The 19,263-nt window shown below is 75.2% G+C and carries 2 protein-coding genes; both read right to left on the reverse strand.

The features are described from left to right. Nucleotides 1-10: 10 nt before the first annotated feature. Nucleotides 11-5,893, reverse strand: a complete 5,883-nt coding sequence (locus AF335_RS35635) for a type I polyketide synthase (RefSeq protein ID WP_411158103.1) — start codon at nt 5,891-5,893, stop codon at nt 11-13. An 82-nt stretch (nt 5,894-5,975) separates the two neighbouring features. Beyond that, the gene (locus AF335_RS16145; protein ID WP_244927043.1) at nt 5,976-19,103 is read right to left on the reverse strand and encodes a type I polyketide synthase; all 13,128 of its coding nucleotides are present in this window, start codon (nt 19,101-19,103) and stop codon (nt 5,976-5,978) included. Nucleotides 19,104-19,263: the final 160 nt, after the last annotated feature.

The raw sequence follows: 19,263 nt of genomic DNA on the forward strand, positions 1-19,263 counted from the left end.
GCGGCGCGCCTCATCGGAAGTCGCTGTCGAACAAGTCGAAGAGCTCGTCGTCGGAGGCGGACTCGAGCCGGTCGGCGACGAGTTCGCCGCCGGGCGCGGCAGCCCGGCCGGCGGCGGCCGGTCCGGACGGGGATCCGGCGGTGAGTCCGGCGAGCAGGCCGCGCAGCCGTTCGGCGGCCCGGGCCCGGCCGGGGCCATCGGCGGTGGCGGCCATGAGGCTGCGTTCCAGCCGGTCGAGGGCGGTGCTCAGATCGTCGGCCGCCGGGCCGGCGGCCGCGGCGGCCTCGTCCAGTTCGGCGAGCAGGAGTTCGGCGAGGGCCAGCGGGGTCGGGTGGTCGAAGACGAGGGTCGCGGGCAGCCGGAGGCCGGTGCGCGCGGTGAGCCGGTTGCGGAGGTCCACCGCGGTGAGGGAGTCGAACCCGGCCTCCTTGAGGGACCGCCCGGCTCCCACGGCGCCCCGGTCGCCGTGCCCCAGCACGGCGGCCACCTCGGTACGCACCAGGTCGAGCAGCAGGGCCGTCCGCTCGGGGGCCGAGCGGCGCGCGAGGCGCTCCACGAGGGCTTCGGCGGCGGTCGGGCCGGGGGAGGCGGGCGAGCGGTCCCTGTCGTCGGCGCCCGGGCCCCCGGCGGGGGCGGCCGGCTCCCCCGCCAGGTCGCGCAGGACCTCCGGCGGTGCCATGCCGTCACGCGCGGCGGAGCGCAGCGCGGGCAGGTCCAGCCGTACGGGCAGCAGGGCGGGCTCCGGCCGGGCGAGCGCCCGGTCGAGGAGGCCGAGGGCGGTCCGGGTGTCGACCGGGGCGATGCCGGAGCGCCGGATGCGGGCGGCGTCCGCGCCGCCGAGCCCGTCGGCCATGCCGGCGCCGGTCCACCAGCCCCAGCCGAGCGAGAGGGCGTGGTGGCCGTCGGCGCGGCGGCGGACGGCCAGCGCGTCGAGGAACGCGTTCGCCGCCGCGTATCCGGCCTGGCCCGCGCTGCCGAGGACGCCGGAGACGGAGGAGAACAGCACCAGCGACACGGGGGTCCCCGCCTCGCGCGTCAGGGCGTCCAGGTGGACGGCGGCGTCGGCCTTGGGCCGCAGCACCGCGTCGATCCGCTCGGGCGTCTGCGCGGGGAGCACGCCGTCGTCCAGGACCCCGGCGGTGTGCACCACGCAGGTCAGCGGGTGTTCGGCGGGTATCCCGGCGAGCAGCCGGCGGACGGCGTCGCGGTCGGCGACGTCGCAGGCCCGGACCTCGGTCCCGGCGCCGAGACCGGTGAGTTCGGCGGCCAGGGCCGTGGCGCCCGGAGCGTCCGCGCCGCGCCTGCTGACGAGCAGCAGGCGCCGTACGCCGTGCCGGGTCACCAGGTGCCGGGCGGTCTCGGCGGCCAGGGCGCCGGTTCCGCCGGTGATCAGGACGGTGCCGTCCGGGGCGGGCGGCCACGCCGTTCCCCCGTCCGCGAGGCCCGAGGGGCCGTCGGGGCGCGCGGGTTCACCGGTCACCGGTACGAGGCGGGGCACGGTGGCGCGGCCGTCGAGCTGGGCGGCGCCGGTTCCATCGGTGATCAGGACGGTGCCGTCGGGGACGGGCGGCCATGCCGGCTCCTCACCCACGAGACCCAAGGGGCCTTCGGGGCGCGCGGGTTCACCGGTCACCGGTACGAGGCGGGGCACCGTGGCGCGGCCGGCGCGTACGGCGAGCTGGGTGGCGCCGGTCGCGAGGAGGCCGGGCAGGGCGCGGAGCGACTCCTGCCGGTCGTCGACGTCGACCAGGACGAAGCGGCCGGGCTGTTCGGTCTGCGCGGTGCGGACCAGTCCCCAGGCGGCGGCCCCCGCCGGGTCGGCCGCCGGACCGGCGGGCCCGGCGGCGCCCCGGGTGAGGACCACGAGCCGTGGCGGCGTGCCGCCCGGACCGGCCGGCGGCGGGGACTGCACCGCGCGCAGCACCCGGCGCACGACCGTACGGACGCGGTCGACGAGGTCCGGGGACGGGGCCCCGCTCGCGGCGGCGGTCAGGTCGAGCACGACGGCCTCGGCGGGCGGCCCGGCGGGCTCGTCCGTCCCTCCGGGCCCGGGGAGGACGCGTACGTCCACACCGGCCGCCCGCAGTCCGGTGAGGGTGGCCGCGTCCACGGGCCCGGTGACGGCCCAGCTGCCCGCCGTGGCGGCGGGTGCGGCGCCCTGGAGGGGCGCCCAGTCGACGCGGTGGAGCGGGACGGCGGGAGCGGCCGGAAGGCGGTCGGCGGCGACACGGCGCAGCGCCAGCGCGCGGACGCCGAGGACGGGGACGCCCTCGCGGTCGGCGGCCGCGATCGACACGGCGCCGTCACCGCCCGCGCCGCCCGGCGCGACGCGTACGCGCAGGGCGTGTCCGGCACCGGCGGTCCGGGGGTGGCACACCACGTCGGTCCAGGAGAAGGGCAGCGGGCCGTGCCCGCCGCCGGCGGGCGTGTCGAGGAGCGCGATGGGGTGGAGCACCGCGTCGAGCAGCGCCGGGTGGACTCCGTAGCGGGCGGCGTCGGCGGCGTACTCGTCGGGCAGCCGCACCTCGGCGAACACCTCGTCGCCGCGCCGCCATGCCGCGCGCAGCCCTCGGAAGGCGCCTTCGTAACCGATTCCGGCGGCGGCGAAGAGGGCGTACTGGCCGGAGACGTCGAGAGGGCGGGCACCTGCGGGAGGCCAGACTCCGGCGAGGCCGGCGAAAACGGCGGCGTCGGGGCCGGACCCGTCGACGGGCGGGGCGAGCAGACCGGAGGCGTGCCGGGTCCACGGGGCGCCGTCGTCCCGGGCGTCTTCGGGCTGGGGGCGGGAGTGGAGGGTGATCTCACGGGCTCCCCCGGCCCCGGGTGCGCCCACGACGGCGCGGAGTTGCGCGGGGACGTCGGGGCTCCAGGTCAGCGGGGTCTCCAGGACCAGCTCGGCGACCCGGGGCAGGCCGACGCGCGTACCGATCCGGAGCACGGCCTCCAGCAGGGCCGCGCCCGGAACAACGCCCCGGTCCCACACCAGATGACCGGCGAGCCAGGGGAGTTCCGGGGAGGACAGCCTGCCGGTCCAGACGGTGGTGTCGGCCTCGGGGAGTTCCACGGCCGCGGCGAACAGGGGGTGCTCGAAGGCGGTGAGGCCGGCGGCCGGCAGGTCGCCCCCGGTCACGGGCTTCGGCGGGACGGCCAGCCAGTAGCGGTCCCGCTGGAAGGGGTAGGTCGGCAGGTCGGGCCGGGCGCCGTACGGGGCGTCGGGCGCGGGAGGCAGGAGGGCGATGCGGTGGCCACGGGTGTGGAGGGTGGCCAGGGCGGTGGCGAGGGCCTCGGGCTCGGGGTGGTCACGGCGCAGGGTCGGTACGAGGAGGGGGGCCGCCCCGGGCTCGTCGTCGAAGCAGTGGCCCGCCATGCCGGACAGGACGGCCTGCGGGCCTATCTCCAGGAAGACGTCGGCGCCGGTGGCGCGGGCCGCGCGTAACCCGTCGGCGAAACGGACGGCCTCACGAGCGTGGCGCACCCAGTAGTCGGCGGTGCCGAGCTCGCCGGAGGACGCGATCTCGCCGGTCAGGTTGGAGACCACGGTCAGACGCGGCTCGTGGAACTCCACGGTCGCGGCGACCTGACGGAACTCCTCCAGCATCGGATCCATCAGCGAGGAGTGGAAGGCGTGGGAGACCGACAGCCAGGACGTCCGTACCCCCTGCTCGGCAAGGTGAGCGGCAACCGGCTCCAGGGCTTCCTTCTCACCGGAGAGGACCACCGAGGCAGGGCCGTTGACGGCGGCGACGGAGACGCCGGAGGGCAGCTCCGGGAGGCCGGATTCCGGGGCGCGTACCGACAGCATGGCCCCGCCGGACGGCAGCACACCCATCAAACGACCACGCGCCACCACCAACCGGGCAGCGTCCGACAACGAGAACACACCCGCCACACAGGCGGCCGCGATCTCACCCACCGAATGACCCAGCACCACATCGGCACGGAGCCCACGAGCCTCCATCGCCCTGAACAACGCCACTTCCAGCGCGAACAAAGCAGGCTGGGTGAACTCGGTGCGGTCCAACAGCCCGGGGTCGTCGCCGAACATCACGTCCCGTAGCGAGTGCCCGTCCACCGGGCCCAGCTCGGCACACACCTCGTCCAAAGCCGCCGCGAACACCCCGTCCGAGGCACACAACTCACTCCCCATACCCGCACGCTGAGCCCCTTGCCCCGCGAAGAGAACCGCGACACGGCTCCCCCGCACCGCCGTCCCCCGCACCACACCAGCAGCCTCACCACCAGCAGCCAGCACATCCAGACCCGCCAGCAACTCCCCACCATCACGCCCCAGCACCACCGCCCGCTCACCGAACGACGCACGCGTGGTGACGAGGGCGTGCCCGACGTCGAGGGGCGAGAAGGCGGCCGGGAGCCCTTCGAGGTGGCCGCGCAGCCGGACCGCCTGGGCACGCAGGGCGGGTTCCGTACGCGCCGACACCGGCCACGCGAACACGGCGGGCGGTTCGGTGACGGGCGCTTCGGCGGGAGCCTCGGTCGTGGCCGGTTCCTCGACGATGACATGGGCGTTCGTACCGCTGACGCCGAACGCCGAGACGCCCGCACGGCGCGGCCGGTCCGCCCGACCCTCCCACGGCCGGGCCTCGCGCAGCAGTTCCACCGCGCCGGAGGTCCAGTCCACCCGGGAGGTGGGGGAATCGGCGTGCAGGGTACGGGGCAACAGGCCGTGCCGCATCGCCTGCACCATCTTGATCACACCGCCTACGCCCGCCGCGGCCTGCGCGTGCCCGATGTTCGACTTCAGCGAGCCGAGCCACAACGGACCGGCGTCACGGTCCCGGCCGTACGTCGCCAGCAGCGCGCCCGCCTCGATCGGATCACCCAGCGCCGTACCCGTACCGTGCGCCTCCACTGCGTCGACCTCACCCGGCGTCAGACCGGCATCGGCCAGGGCGTCCTGGATGACTTTCTGCTGGGCGGGGCCGCTGGGCGCGGTCAGACCGTTGCTGGCACCGTCCTGGTTGACGGCCGTACCCCGGACGACGGCCAGCACCCGGTGACCATTGCGACGGGCATCGGACAACCGCTCCACCAGCAGCACCCCGGCACCCTCCGACCACGCCGTCCCATCGGCACCCTCGGCGAACGCCTTGCACCGCCCGTCGGCGGCCAGCCCGCGCTGCCGCGAGAACTCAACAAACACCGTCGGCGACGCCAGCACCGTCACCCCACCCGCCAACGCCAGATCACATTCACCACGCCGCAACGACTGCACCGCCAAATGCAACGCCACCAACGACGACGAACACGCCGTGTCCACCGTCAACGCCGGCCCCTGAAGGCCGAGGGTGTAGGCGACCCGGCCGGAGGCGATGCTCCCCGCGCTTCCGTTCACCAGATAGCCCTCGAACTCGGCGGGCGCCGGGTCGAACCTGGACCCGTACTCGTCGTACATCACGCCCGTGAAGACTCCGGTGCGGGTGCCGCGCAGCGACTCCGGCACGATCCCGGCACGCTCCAGCGCCTCCCAGGACGTCTCCAGCAACAGGCGCTGCTGCGGGTCGACCGCGGTCGCCTCGCGCGGGGACATGCCGAAGAACTCCGGGTCGAAGTCGCCCGCGTCGTGCAGGAAGCCGCCCTCGCGGACGTACGACTTGCCCGGCGCGTCCGGGTCCGGGTCGTACAGCCCGTCGGCGTCCCAGCCCCGGTCCGTAGGGAACGGCGAGATCGCGTCGGTACCCCCGGCGACCAGGTCCCACAGATCCTCGGGCGAGGCCACCCCGCCGGGGTAACGGCACGCCATGCCCACGATCGCGATCGGTTCGCGGCCCGCCGCCTCCAGTTCGGCCAGCCGGGTCTTGGTCCGGTGGAGTTCGGTGGTGGCACGCTTCAGGTAGCTGCGGATCTTGTCGTTCTCGGTGTTCATCGCTGCCACTCACTCCTCGGCGTGCGGTCGTCGGTCCACGGGGCGGTCGGGCCGGTCAGGGCGGTCAGGGCCGTCGGGTCGGTCAGGTCGGTCATAGTTGCTCGTCCAGGAAGGCGAAGATCTCGTCGTCGGTCGCCTCGTCGATCCGGTCCGCGACGGTCACGGGGGTCCCGGCGGCCCCGGAGGCACCGGGTGCCGCCGGCCGCGGGGTGTCGAACGCGGCCAGCAGCCCGGCGAGCCGCTCGCGCACATCGGTGCGCAGGCCGTCGTCCGCCTCCATCAATGCCACGGTCCGCGCCAGGTCCTCGATACCGGCCAGGATGGATTCGACGGCGGGCGGGGCGGCGGACGCCTCGGCGGCCCGGGGCAGTTCGCCGTCGATCCACTCGGCCATCTCCTTCGGCGTGGGGCGGTCGAAGGCGAGCGTGGTGGGCAGCCTGAGGTCGACGAGGCGGCCGAGGCGGTTGCGGAGTTCCACCGCCGCCAGGGAGTCGAACCCGATCTCCCGGAAGGAGCGTTCCGGGTCGACCTCGGCGGCGGACGCGTGTCCGAGGACGTCGGCGACCTGTCCGGTGACCAGCTCCAGCAGTGCGGCCGCCCGTTCCCCGGCGGGCAGCGCCGCGAGCCGCGCCGCCTCCCCGGCCCCGCCGTCACCTGCTCCGGATCCGGCCCCGGTCCCGGCCGTCGGTGCGGTGCCCGTCCGGCGCGGGCCCGCCGGGACGAGGGCGCGCAGCAGGGGCGGGACCGCGCCCGGTCCCCGCTCCACGGCGAGGCGGCGCAGCGCGGACCTGTCCAGCAGCAGCGGTACGAGGACGGCGGGGCCGTCGCCGTCCCGGTGCGCGGCCAGGGCCCGGTCGAGCAGGGCGAGGCCCTGTGCGGGCGGCATGGGGGCGATGCCCTCGCGGCGCAGCCGGTGGCGGGCCGTGTCGTCCAGCCCGCCGGCCATGCCGTCCTGTTCGTCCCACAGCCCCCAGGCCAGGGACACCGCCGGGAGGCCGGCCGCCCGCCGGGTGCGGGCGAAGGCGTCGAGGACGCCGTTGGCCGCCGCGTAGGACGCCTGCCCCGGGCGGCCGAGCAGCCCGGCCGCGGCGGAGAACAGGACGAACGCGCGCAGTGGCAGGCCCGCGGTGGCCTCGTGCAGATTGCGGACGGCATCGGCCTTGGACCGCAGGACCGTGTCGATCCGCTCCGGGGTCAGGCCGGCGAGCGCGCCGTCGTCGAGGACGCCCGCGGTGTGCACGACGGCGGTGAGGGGGTGCTCGGGCGGGACGGCGGCGAGCGCCTTCCCGACGTCGGCCGGGTCGGCCAGGTCGCACGCGGCGAAGGTGACGGAGACGCCCAGCCCGGTGAGTTCCCGTTCCAGGAGGGCGGCTTCGGGGGCGTCCGGGCCGCGCCTGCTGACGAGCAGCATGCGGCGGACCCCGTGGCGCCGGGCGAGGTGCGGGGCGACGCGCCGGCCGAGGGCTCCGGTGCAGCCGGTGATCAGGACGGTGCCGTCGGGGTCGAAGGCCGCGCCGGGGCCGGTGGCGTCGCCGTCCGCCGCCCGCGGGAGCGCCGGCAGCGGGGCGAGCGCGGGTGCGAGCAGGGCGCCCGTACGCAGCGCGAGCTGGGGCTCGTCAGAGGCCAGGGCCATGGGGAGGGCGGCCCGGGTCGCCGGGGATCCGTCGAGGTCGAGGAGGGTGAAGCGGTCCGGGTACTCGGCCTGGGCGGAGCGCAGCAGGCCCCAGAGGGCGGCGCCCGCGAGACCGGGCACGTCGGCGTCCCCCGCCTCGACGGCGTTCCGGGTGAGGACGACCAGCCGCGCGCCCGCCAGGCGCTCGTCCCCGGCCCACTCCTGGACGAGGGACAGGCCACGGCGCAGGTGCGCGCGTACGGGGTCGGGCTCGGAGCCGGTGTCGAAGGGGGTGAGGACGACCACGTCGGGTACGGGCGCTCCCCCGTCCAGCGCCTCGCGGAGGGCCGCGAGGTGGGCGTAGGACGCGGGCCCGGCGCCCGCGGGCGAGCGCAGGGCCGCCGCGATGCCGTCGGTGGCGGACCCCACGACGGCCCGGGTGCGGGGCTCCGCGGCGGCGTCGGCGCCTTGGGGCGACGGCGGCACGTGCCGCCAGTCGACGCGGTACACCGGGACGGGTCCGGCGGCCTCGGGGCCCACGGTGACCGGACGCAGCGTGAGCGCGTCCAGGGCGAGGACGGGCGCACCCGTCCCGTCGACCGCGTGCACCGAGAAGGCGCCGCCGTCCCGGGCCGGGGCCAGCCGTACGCGCAGGGCGTCGGCACCGGTCGCGTACAGGGAGACGCCCTGCCACGAGAACGGTACGAGGGTGTCGCCGTCACCCGCCCCGGGCAGCAGCCCGCCCGCGCGCCAGGGGTGCAGGGCGGCGTCGAACAGGGCGGGGTGGACGCCGAATCCGCCCGCGCCGCCGGCCGCGCCGGGCAGCCGTACCTCGGCGAAGAGCTCCGCGCCCCGGCGCCACACCCCGGTCAGCCCGGTGAAGGCCGGTCCATAGCCGTAGCCCCGCGCCGCGAACTCCTCGTACAGCCCGGCCACCTCCACCTTCTCGGCGCGCGGCGGCGGCCAGGCCCCCGCCGCCCACGCGGCGGGCGGCGCGGCGGGCGTCCCGGGCGTCTCGGGCGCGAGCACACCGCCGGCGTGCTCGGTCCACTCCGGCTCCTCGCCGTACGGGCCGGGCCCCTCCGGGCGCGCGGCGACGGTGACGGCGCGCAGCCCGCGCTTGTCGGGCGCCTCGGCCAGCACCTGGATCTGTGTGACGCCACGCTCGGGGAGGACCAGGGGGACACGGAGGTCGAACTCCTCGACCGCGCCCGCGCCCAGTTCGTCGGCGACGCGCAGCAGGAGGTCGGCGAAGGCCGTCCCGGGGAGCAGCACCGAGCCGGACACGACGTGGTCGGCCAGCCACGGGTGGGCGGCGAGCGACAGTCTGCCGGTGAAGAGGGTCGCGCCGGAGCCCGCGATCGGGGTCGCGCCGGTGAGGAACGGGTGGTCCTTCCAGGTCAGCCCGAAGTGGGCCGCGGCGGCGGTACCGGCGCCGGGGGCCGAGCCGGACGCCCAGTAGGTACGCCGCTGGAACGCGTACGTGGGCAGCGGCACCCGGCGGGCGCCGGTTTCCTCGTACACGGAGGCGGCGTCGAGCTCGGCGACATGGGTGTGGAGGGTGGCCAGGGCGGTGGCGAGGGCCTCGGGCTCGGGGTGGTCACGGCGCAGGGTCGGTACGAGGAGGGGGGCCGCCCCGGGCTCGTCGTCGAAGCAGTGCCCGGCCATGCCGGACAGGACGGCCTGCGGGCCTATCTCCAGGAAGACATCGGCGCCGGTGGCGCGGGCCGCACGGACGCCGTCGGCGAAACGGACCGCCTCACGGGCATGACGCACCCAGTACTCGGCCGTACCGAGCTCACCGGAAGCCGCGATCTCACCGGTCACGTTCGAGACCACCGTCAGACGCGGCTCGTGGAACTCCACGGTCGCGGCGACCCGGCGGAACTCCTCCAGCATCGGATCCATCAACGCCGAATGGAACGCGTGAGAGACCGACAGCCACGTGCACTTCACCTCACGGGCCGCGAGCTCCGACGCCAAGCCCTCCAACGGGGCCTTCTCGCCCGACAGGACCACCGAGGCAGGACCGTTCACGGCCGCGATCGATACACCCACCGGCAGATCCGGCAGATCCGCCTCCGGGGCGCGTACCGACAGCATGGCCCCACCCGACGGCAGCGCACCCATCAGACGACCACGCGCCACCACCAACCGGGCAGCGTCCGACAACGAGAACACACCCGCCACACAGGCAGCCGCAATCTCACCCACGGAATGCCCCAGCACCACATCGGCACGGAGCCCACGCGCCTCCATCGCCCTGAACAAGGCCACTTCCAGCGCGAACAAGGCAGGCTGAGTGAACTCGGTGCGGTCCAACAGCCCCGCGTCGTCGCCGAACATCACATCCCGCAGCGACCGCCCACCCACCGAACCCAGCTCGGCACACACCTCGTCCAAAGCCGCCCCGAACACCCCGTCCGAGGCACACAACTCACGCCCCATACCCGCACGCTGCGCACCCTGACCCGTGAAGAGAACCGCGACACGACTCCCCCGCACCGCCGTCCCCCGCACCACACCAGCCGCCTCACCACCAGCAGCCAGCACATCCAGACCCGCCAACAGCTCCCCACCATCACGCCCCAGCACCACCGCCCGCTCACCGAACGACGCACGCGTAACAGCCAGCGAATGCCCCACATCGAGAGGTGAGAAAGCAGCCGGAAGCCCTTCGAGGTGACCGCGCAGCCGGACCGCCTGAGCACGCAACGCCGGTTCCGTACGCGCCGACACCGGCCAGGCCACGACCGAAGGGGCCATCGGCCCTGTCAAGGTCTTCTCCGTCTCCACCGGCGGCTCTTCGACGATGACATGGGCGTTCGTACCGCTGACGCCGAAGGCCGAGACGCCCGCACGGCGCGGCCGGTCCGCCCGCCCCTCCCACGGCCGGGCCTCGGTCAGCAGCCGCAGCGAGCCCGTGGACCAGTCCACGCGGGACGACGGAGCGTCCACATGCAGCGTGCGGGGCAGCAGGCCGTGACGCATCGCCTGCACCATCTTGATCACGCCGGCGACTCCCGCCGCCGCCTGGGCGTGCCCGATGTTCGACTTCAGCGACCCCAGCCACAACGGACCGGCGTCACGGCCCCGGCCGTACGTCGCCAGCAGCGCGCCCGCCTCGATCGGATCACCCAGCGCCGTACCCGTACCGTGCGCCTCCACCGCGTCGACCTCACCGGCGGCCACTCCCGCGTCGGACAGCGCCTCACGGATCACCCGTTGCTGCGCCGGTCCGCTCGGGGCGGTCAGCCCGTTGCTGGCGCCGTCCTGGTTCACCGCCGTGCCGCGTACGACCGCGAGGACCCGGTGACCGTTGCGGCGCGCGTCGGAGAGCCGCTCGACGAGCAGCACCCCGGCACCCTCCGACCACGCCGTCCCATCGGCACCCTCGGCGAACGCCTTGCACCGCCCGTCGGCGGCCAGCCCACGCTGCCGCGAGAACTCAACAAACACCGTCGGCGACGCCAGCACCGTCACCCCACCCGCCAACGCCAGATCACACTCACCCCGCCGCAACGACTGCACCGCCAGATGCAACGCCACCAACGACGACGAACACGCCGTGTCCACCGTCAACGCCGGACCTTCCAGGCCCAGCGTGTACGCGACGCGGCCCGAGATCACGCTCGCCAGGGTTCCGGTGAGCATGTGGCCGCCGTACTTGTCGGCCGAGTCGTGCATCCGCCCGGCGTAGTCCTGCTGGGAGATGCCGGCGAAGACTCCGGTGCGGGTGCCGCGCAGCGACTCCGGCACGATCCCGGCGTCCTCCAGGACCTCCCAGGACGTCTCCAGGAGCAGCCGCTGCTGGGGGTCCATCGCGGTGGCCTCGCGCGGGCCGATCCCGAAGAACTCCGGGTCGAAGTCGCCCGCGTCGTGCAGGAAGCCGCCCTCGCGGACGTACGACTTGCCCGGCGCGTCCGGGTCCGGGTCGTACAGCCCGTCGAGGTCCCAGCCGCGCCCGGCCGGGAAGGCGGAGATCGCGTCGGTTCCGGCGGCCACCAGGTCCCAGAGGGCGTCCGGCGAGGCGGCGCCGCCGGGGTAGCGGCACGCCATGCCCACGATCGCGACCGGCTCGTCCGCGCCGGCCGTGGGGCGGGCCGCCGCGCCGTTCGCCTCCGGCGCCGTCTCCGTGCCCGCGCCGAAGAGTTCGTCATGCAGGTGCCGGGCGAGGGCCGTGGGGTTGGGGTGGTCGAACAGGAGGCTGCTGGGCAGGGCGAGGCCGGTGGCGGCGGTGAGCCGGTTGCGCAGTTCGAGGACGGTGAGCGAGTCGAACCCGCTGGCCTTGAAGGCGATCCGCGGGTCGACGGCCGCCGCCGACTCGCGCCGGAGCACCAGGGCGGCCTCCGTACGCACCAGGTCGAGCAGTTCACGCCGGCGTTCCGCCTCCGGCAGCTTCTCCGACAGCCGGGCGCGTTCCCCGGCCGGGCCGGTGGCGGGGACCGGGCGTGGGGCAGCCGCGCGGGCGGCGCGGACCGCCGGAACCCCGTCGAACAGCGCCCAGGAGCCCCGGGGCGCCGACGGTCCGGCGAAGACCGCCCAGTCCACACCGGCGACGATCACCGACGTCTCGTCGGCGCCGACCGCACGCTCCAGCTCGTCGAGCGCGCGCTCCGGGTCCAGCGCCGCGATGCCGTCCCGGGCGAAGGCCGCCCCGGCCCCCGCGCCGGCCGCCATTCCGGCGCCCGCCCAGGGCCCCCAGGCGATCGAGGTGGCGCGCTGCCCGCGTTCCCTGCGCCGGTGGGCGAGTGCGTCGAGTGCGGCGTTGGCGGCCGCGTACGAGGTCTGGCCGCCGTTGCCCCACACTCCGACGATCGAGGAGAAGAGCACGAAGGCGTCGAGGGGGAGCCCGGAGGTGAGGTCGTCCAGGTGGGTGGCGGCGGTGACCTTGGCCCGTAGTACGGCATCGATCCGCCGGGGCGTCAGCGCGTCGAGGACGCCGTCGTCGAGGACACCGGCCGCGTGCAGCACGGCGGTCAGCGGCCGGTCACCGGGGATGCCCGCGAGGAGGGCGGCGAGCTCGTCCCGGTCGGCGACGTCGCAGGCGGCCACGGTGACACCGGCACCGAGCGCGGTCAGCTCCTCGGCCAGCTCGGCGGCGCCCGGGGCGGCCGGTCCCCGGCGGCCGGTGAGGAGGAGGTGCGGGGTGCCGGCGCGGGCGAGCCTACGGGCCACCCGGGCGCCGAGCGCGCCGGTGCCGCCGGTGATCAGGACGGTTCCGGAGGGCTTCCAGTCGTGCCGGACGGCCGGGGCGGGGGCGGGCACCACCCGCCGGACGTGGACGCCGGAGTCGCGCACCGCGATCTGGTCCTCCGGGGTACGGGCGTCCGCCGTGTCCGCGAGGGCCGCCGCGCCGAGCGCGCGGAGGGCCGCGGGCGTGGGCTCGGCGGGCAGGTCCACGAGACCGCCCCAGCGGGGGCCGAGTTCGACCGCCGCGACCTGTCCCAGCCCCCAGAGCCGTGCCCCGGCGGGGGACGGCGACTCGCCCGGCCGGACGGCCGCCGCGCCCCGGGTGGCGATCCACAGCGGGGCGGCGTCCGGCCCGGCCTCGCCAAGGGCCTGGAGGAGCGCCACCGCGTCGGCGAGGTCGGGCTCGGCGGGTGCCTGCCACAGGACGCGCCCGCACCGCGCGGCCGCGTCACCGGCCTCGCGCAGCAGCCGGGCGACGGTGTCCCGGTCGGCTCCGGCGGGGAGGCCGAGGGCGTGGACGCCGGCACCTCGCGCGGCGAGCTCGCGCGCGACGGCGGCGGTGAGTGGGGCGTCCGCGGGGTCGTCCGGGGCGAGCAGCAGCCACGGCTCCGGCGGTCCGGAGGGCGCGGTGGGACCGGAGGCGGCCGCGGGGTGCCAGACGGCGCGGTACCGGAGGTCGTCCGTACCCGGGTCCGTGTCGGCGACCGCACGCGCGCCGACGGGGGCGTCCAGCCAGTAGCGGGTGCGCTGGAAGGCGTACGTCGGCAGGTCGATGCGCCGCGCGCCGCTTCCCTCGTAGAGCGCCGCCCAGTCGACGTCGACGCCCTGGACCGCGAGGGCGGCGAGCGCCTCCGGCAGGGTGTCGGTCTCCGGCCGGTCACGGCGCAGGGCAGGTACGAGGAGCGGAGCTTCGGGGTCGCCGTCGAAGCAGTGCCCGGCCATGCCGGTCAGCACGGCCTGCGGGCCTATCTCCAGGAAGACGCTCGCACCGGCGGCACGGGCCGCACGGACGCCGTCGGCAAAACGGACCGCCTCACGGGCATGACGCACCCAGTACTCGGCCGTACCGAGCTCACCGGAAGCCGCGATCTCACCGGTCACGTTCGAGACCACCGTCAGACGCGGCTCCCGGAACTCCACCGTGGCCGCGACCCGGCGGAACTCCTCCAGCATCGGATCCATCAACACCGAATGGAACGCATGGGAGACCGACAGCCAGGACGTCCGCACCTCACGGGCCGCCAACTCCGACGCGACGGCCTCCAACGGGGCCTTCTCACCCGACAGGACCACCGACACCGGGCCGTTTACCGCCGCGATCGACACCCCGGCAGGCAGATCCGGCAGATCCGCCTCCGCAGCACGAACCGACAACATCGCCCCACCCGACGGCAACGCACCCATCAAACGACCACGCGCCACCACCAACCGGGCAGCGTCCGACAACGAGAACACACCCGCCACACACGCAGCCGCAATCTCACCCACCGAATGACCCAACACCACATCAGCACGGACACCCCGCGCCTCCACAGCCCTGAACAACGCCACTTCCAACGCGAACAACGCAGGCTGAGTGAACTCCGTACGCTCCAACAGCCCCGCATCCCCGCCGAACATCACATCCCGCACCGAGTGCCCGTCCAGCGGGCCCAGTTCCGCGCAGATCTCGTCCAGCGCCGCCGCGAAGACGGCGTCGGAGACGTAGAGCTCCCGTCCCATGCCGACGCGCTGTGCGCCCTGGCCCGTGAACAGCGCGGCCACGACGGTCTCCGGGTCGGCCGTGCCCCTGACCACCTGGGGCGTCCGGCTCCCGGCGGCGAGCGCGTCGAGGCCCGCGAGCAGTTCCCCGCGGTCGCGGCCCAGGACGACCGCCCGCTCGCCGAAGGACGAGCGTGTGGCGGCGAGCGAGTGGGCGGCGTCCAGCGGGTCGGCTCCGGTGCGCTCCAGGTGGTCGCGCAACCGTGCCGCCTGGGCGCGCAGCGCCTGCTCGGAGCGGGCCGAGACCGGCCAGGCCATGACCGCGGGCGGCTCGAAGTGCTCGTCGTCGGGCGCTTCGGCCGGTGCGGTGGGCGGCTCCTCCAGGATCACGTGGGCGTTGGTGCCGCTGATGCCGAAGGAGGAGACTCCCGCCCGGCGCGGGCGGCCGTCGCGTACGGGCCAGGGGCGCTCCTCGGCCAGCAGCTCGACGGCGCCCGACGCCCAGTCGACGTGCGGGCTGGGGCTGCCGGCGTGGAGCGTGCGCGGCAGTACGCCGTGGCGCATCGCCTGGAGCATCTTGATGACGCCGCCGGCTCCGGCCGCCGCCTGGACGTGCCCGATGTTCGACTTCAGCGACCCCAGCCACAGCGGGTCGCCGGCGCGCTCCCGGCCGTACGTGGCCAGCAGCGCGTCCGCCTCGATCGGGTCGCCGAGGGCGGTGCCGGTGCCGTGCGCCTCGACGGCGTCCACGTCGCCCGGGGTCAGGCCCGCGTCGGCCAGGGCCCGTCTGATCACGTCCTCCTGCGCCGGGCCGCTCGGCGCCGTCAGGCCGTTGCTGGCGCCGTCCTGGTTCACGGCCGTGCCGCGCACGACCGCCAGCACGCGATGGCCGTTGCGCCGCGCGTCCGAGAGGCGTTCGAGGGCGAGCACGGCGACGCCTTCGGACCACGCCGTGCCGTCGGCGTCGGCGGAGAAGGGCTTGCACCGGCCGTCGGGGGCCAGGCCCAGCTGGCGGGAGAACTCCACGAACATGCCGGGGCCGGACATCACGGCGGCACCGCCGGCCAGCGCCAAGCCGCACTCGCCACGGCGCAGCGCCTGCACCGCGAGGTGCATCGCGACCAGCGACGACGAGCAGGCGGTGTCCACGGTCACGGCCGGGCCGCGCGTCCCGAGGACGTAGGCGATCCGTCCCGAGGCCACGCTCGGCGTGGTGCCGGTGAGCAGGTAGCCCGCGTACTCGTCGGCCCCTTCGTGCAGCCTCGGGCCGTATTCGGGCGCGACGGCGCCGATGAAGACGCCGGTGTCACCGCCGCGCAGCGACGCCGGGACGACCCCCGCGTCCTCCAGGGCCTCCCAGGAGGTCTCCAGGAGCAGCCGCTGCTGGGGGTCCATCGCGGTGGCCTCGCGCGGGCTGATCCCGAAGAAGTCCGGGTCGAACCCGGCGGCCCCGTGGAGGAATCCGCCCTGGCGCACATAGGTCCTGCCCGGCGCGCCGGGTTCGGCGTCGTAGAGCGCGTCGAGATCCCAGCCCCGGTCGGCGGGGAAAGCTGAGATCGCGTCGGTGCCCGTGGACACCAGCTCCCACAGGCCGGCGGGCGAGTCGACGCCTCCGGGGAGGCGGCAGCCCGCGCCGATGATGACGACCGGGTCGTCGTCCTCCTCTGTGCCGCGCGGCACGGCCCGTGCGACGGCGGTGGCGCCGGGCGTGGCGGCCGGGACGCCGAGCTGGGCGCCGGCCAGGTGGTCGGCCACGGCGCGTGGGGTGGGCAGGTTGTAGACGAGTCCGGGGGCGAGGGGCACGCCGGTGGCGGCGCTCAGCAGGTCGCGGAGTTCGACCGCCGTCACCGAGTCCATCCCCTGCGCGGTGAAGGGGCGGTCGAGGGCGATCCCGGCGGGATCGTCGTGGCCCAGGACGGTCGCGGCGGTCTCCCGGACGAGCCGGAGCAGCCTGCCGCGCGACATCGGCTCCGCCGTCCGGCGCGGGCCGGGGGCCATGGCCTCCCGGACGGCTTCCGCGCGGTCGGGGGCCTGCGCCACGGCGGGGGCGGGCTGCCGGGGGTCGAGCCCGCGCGCCCAGTGGGTACGGCGCTGGAAGGCGTACGTGGGCAGGGGCACCCGGCGGGCGCCGGACCCCTCGTACGCCGCCGCGACGGCGAGGCGGGGGGCCCGGGTATGGACTGCGGCCAGCGCCGACGAGAACGCTTCGGCTTCGGGCCTGTCACGCCGGAGGGCCGGTACGAGGAGGGGTACGGGGTCGTCGCCGAGGCAGTGCCCGGCCATGCCGGACAGGACGGCCTGCGGGCCTATCTCCAGGAAGACGTCCGCGCCGGCGGTACGGGCCGCACGGACGCCATCGGCGAAACGGACCGCCTCACGGGCATGACGCACCCAGTACTCGGCCGTACCGAGCTCACCGGAAGCCGCGATCTCACCGGTCACGTTCGAGACCACCGTCAGACGCGGCTCGTGGAACTCCACAGTCGCGGCGACCTGACGGAACTCCTCCAGCATCGGATCCATCAACGCCGAATGGAACGCGTGAGAGACCGACAGCCACGTGCACTTCACCTCACGGGCCGCCAGCTCCGACGCCAAGCCCTCCAACGGGGCCTTCTCACCGGAGAGGACCACCGAGGCAGGACCGTTCACGGCCGCGATCGACACACCCACCGGCAGATCCGGCAGATCCGCCTCCGCAGCACGAACCGACAACATCGCCCCGCCGGACGGCAGCACACCCATCAAACGACCACGCGCCACCACCAACCGCGCCGCATCCGACAACGAGAACACACCCGCCACACAGGCAGCCGCAATCTCACCCACCGAATGACCCAACACCACATCAGCACGGACACCCCGCGCCTCCACAGCCCTGAACAACGCCACTTCCAACGCGAACAACGCAGGCTGAGTGAACTCCGTACGCTCCAACAGCCCCGCATCCCCGCCGAACATCACATCCCGCAGCGCACGCCCACCCACCGGACCCAGCTCGGCACACACCTCGTCCAAAGCCGCCGCGAACACCCCGTCCGAGGCGTACAACTCCCGACCCATACCCGCGCGCTGCGCCCCCTGACCCGTGAACAGCATCGCCACCCGGGCGCCCGGGTGGGCTTCCCCGGTCCGTACGCCCGTCGGCGTGCCGCCGTGGGCGAGGTGGTCGAGCAGGGTGGTCAGTTCCTCGCGGTCGTCGCAGTACAGGGCGGCGCGGTGGTCGAAGAGGGTGCGCGTGGTGGCGAGGGAGTAGGCGACGTCGAGGGGTTCGGCTCCGGTGCGCTCCAGGTGGTCGCGCAACCGTGCCGCCTGGGCCCGTAGCGCGGGCTCGGTGCGGCCCGACAGCACCAGCGGCACCGTCACGGGCGCCGGCTCCCGCCCCTCCCCCTCGGCTCCGGACCCCGTGTCCGGCGCCGCCTCCAGCACCACATGGCAGTTGGTGCCGCCCATGCCGAACGAGCTGACGCCCGCCAGCAGGGGTGCGCCGGCCGTCCGGGGGCGGAGTTCCGCGCGGGTCGTCTGGACCTTGAGCCGGAGCCGGTCCAGCGGGATGGCCGGGTTGGGGGTGGTGAAGTTCAGGGAGGGCGGGAGGATTCCTTCCCGCAGGCACAGTGCCGCCTTCACCAGGCCCGCGATGCCCGCCGCGCCCTCCAGGTGGCCGATGTTGGTCTTCACCGAGCCGACCGGCAGCGGGTCGTCGGCGGGCCGCTCCCGGCCGTACACCGCGCCGAGGGCGTGCGCCTCGACGGGGTCGCCCACCGGGGTGCCCGTGCCGTGCAGTTCGACGAACCGTACGTCGGCGGGGCTGATCCCGGCCTGGGCGCAGGCCGCCCTGATGACCGCCTCCTGGCCCGCGCGGTCGGGGGCGGTGAGGCCGGGGCCGCCGCCGTCGTTGCCGAGGGCGGCGCCGCGGACGACGCAGTGCACGCGGTCGCCGTCGGCCAGGGCGTCGGCGAGGGGCTTGAGGACGACCGCGGCACCGCCCTCGCCGCGTACGTAGCCGTTGGCGCGGGCGTCGAAGGTGTGGCAGCGGCCGTCGGGCGAGAGGGCGCCGAGGCGTTCCATGGCGGCGGAGCCGTCGTCGGCGAGGATCAGGCTGACGCCGCCGACGACGGCCAGGCGCGAGGTGCCGTTGCGCAGGCTCTCCACGGCGAGGGCCACCGCGGCCAGGGAGGAAGACTGCGCGGTGTCGACGACGAGGCTGGGCCCGCGGGTGCCGAGGAAGTAGGACAGGCGGTTGGCGAGCATGGCGCGCTGGAGGCCGGTGGCCGTGTGCGCGCCGACGGGGGCGCCGGTGCGGTGCAGCAGGGTGGCGTAGTCGTCGCTCATGGCGCCGACGAACACGCCCACCGGTTCGCCGCGCAGGGATCCGGGGACGATCCCGGCGTCCTCCAGTGCCTCCCAGCCGAGTTCGAGCATCAGGCGCTGCTGGGGGTCGGTGTCCGCGGCCTCGCGCGGTGACATGCCGAAGAAGGCGGCGTCGAACTCCGCGGCCCCGTCGACCGTGCCGCGCCGGCGGCCGTCGGCGGCCCTGCCGACGGCCTCCGTGCCGGTGCTCAGCAGCTCCCAGAAGGCTTCGGGGCCGGGGGCGCCGGGGAGGCGGCAGGACATGCCGACGACGGCGACGGCTCCCGCCGGGGCGGGCACAAAGGAATCGGCTCGGCCGTCGTTCCGGTCGCCGCTTTTCGAAATCGCGAGATCTTCAGACACCAGCATTCCCCATGTGCTCGCCGTGCCATGTCATGTGAATTCCTGATTCCCCAAGATCGTACAGCGGGGCAGCACTCGGCCGACGGAACGGTCAACAACCGAGAAGTAATTGTGTCAGGTCAGGAATACGTGAATTGTTTTCCGGAATTCGCCGGGGAAT

Origin of the sequence: Streptomyces eurocidicus, assembly GCF_002891295.1 — a bacterium.
GTDB classification, from domain to species: Bacteria; Actinomycetota; Actinomycetes; order Streptomycetales; family Streptomycetaceae; genus Streptomyces; species Streptomyces eurocidicus.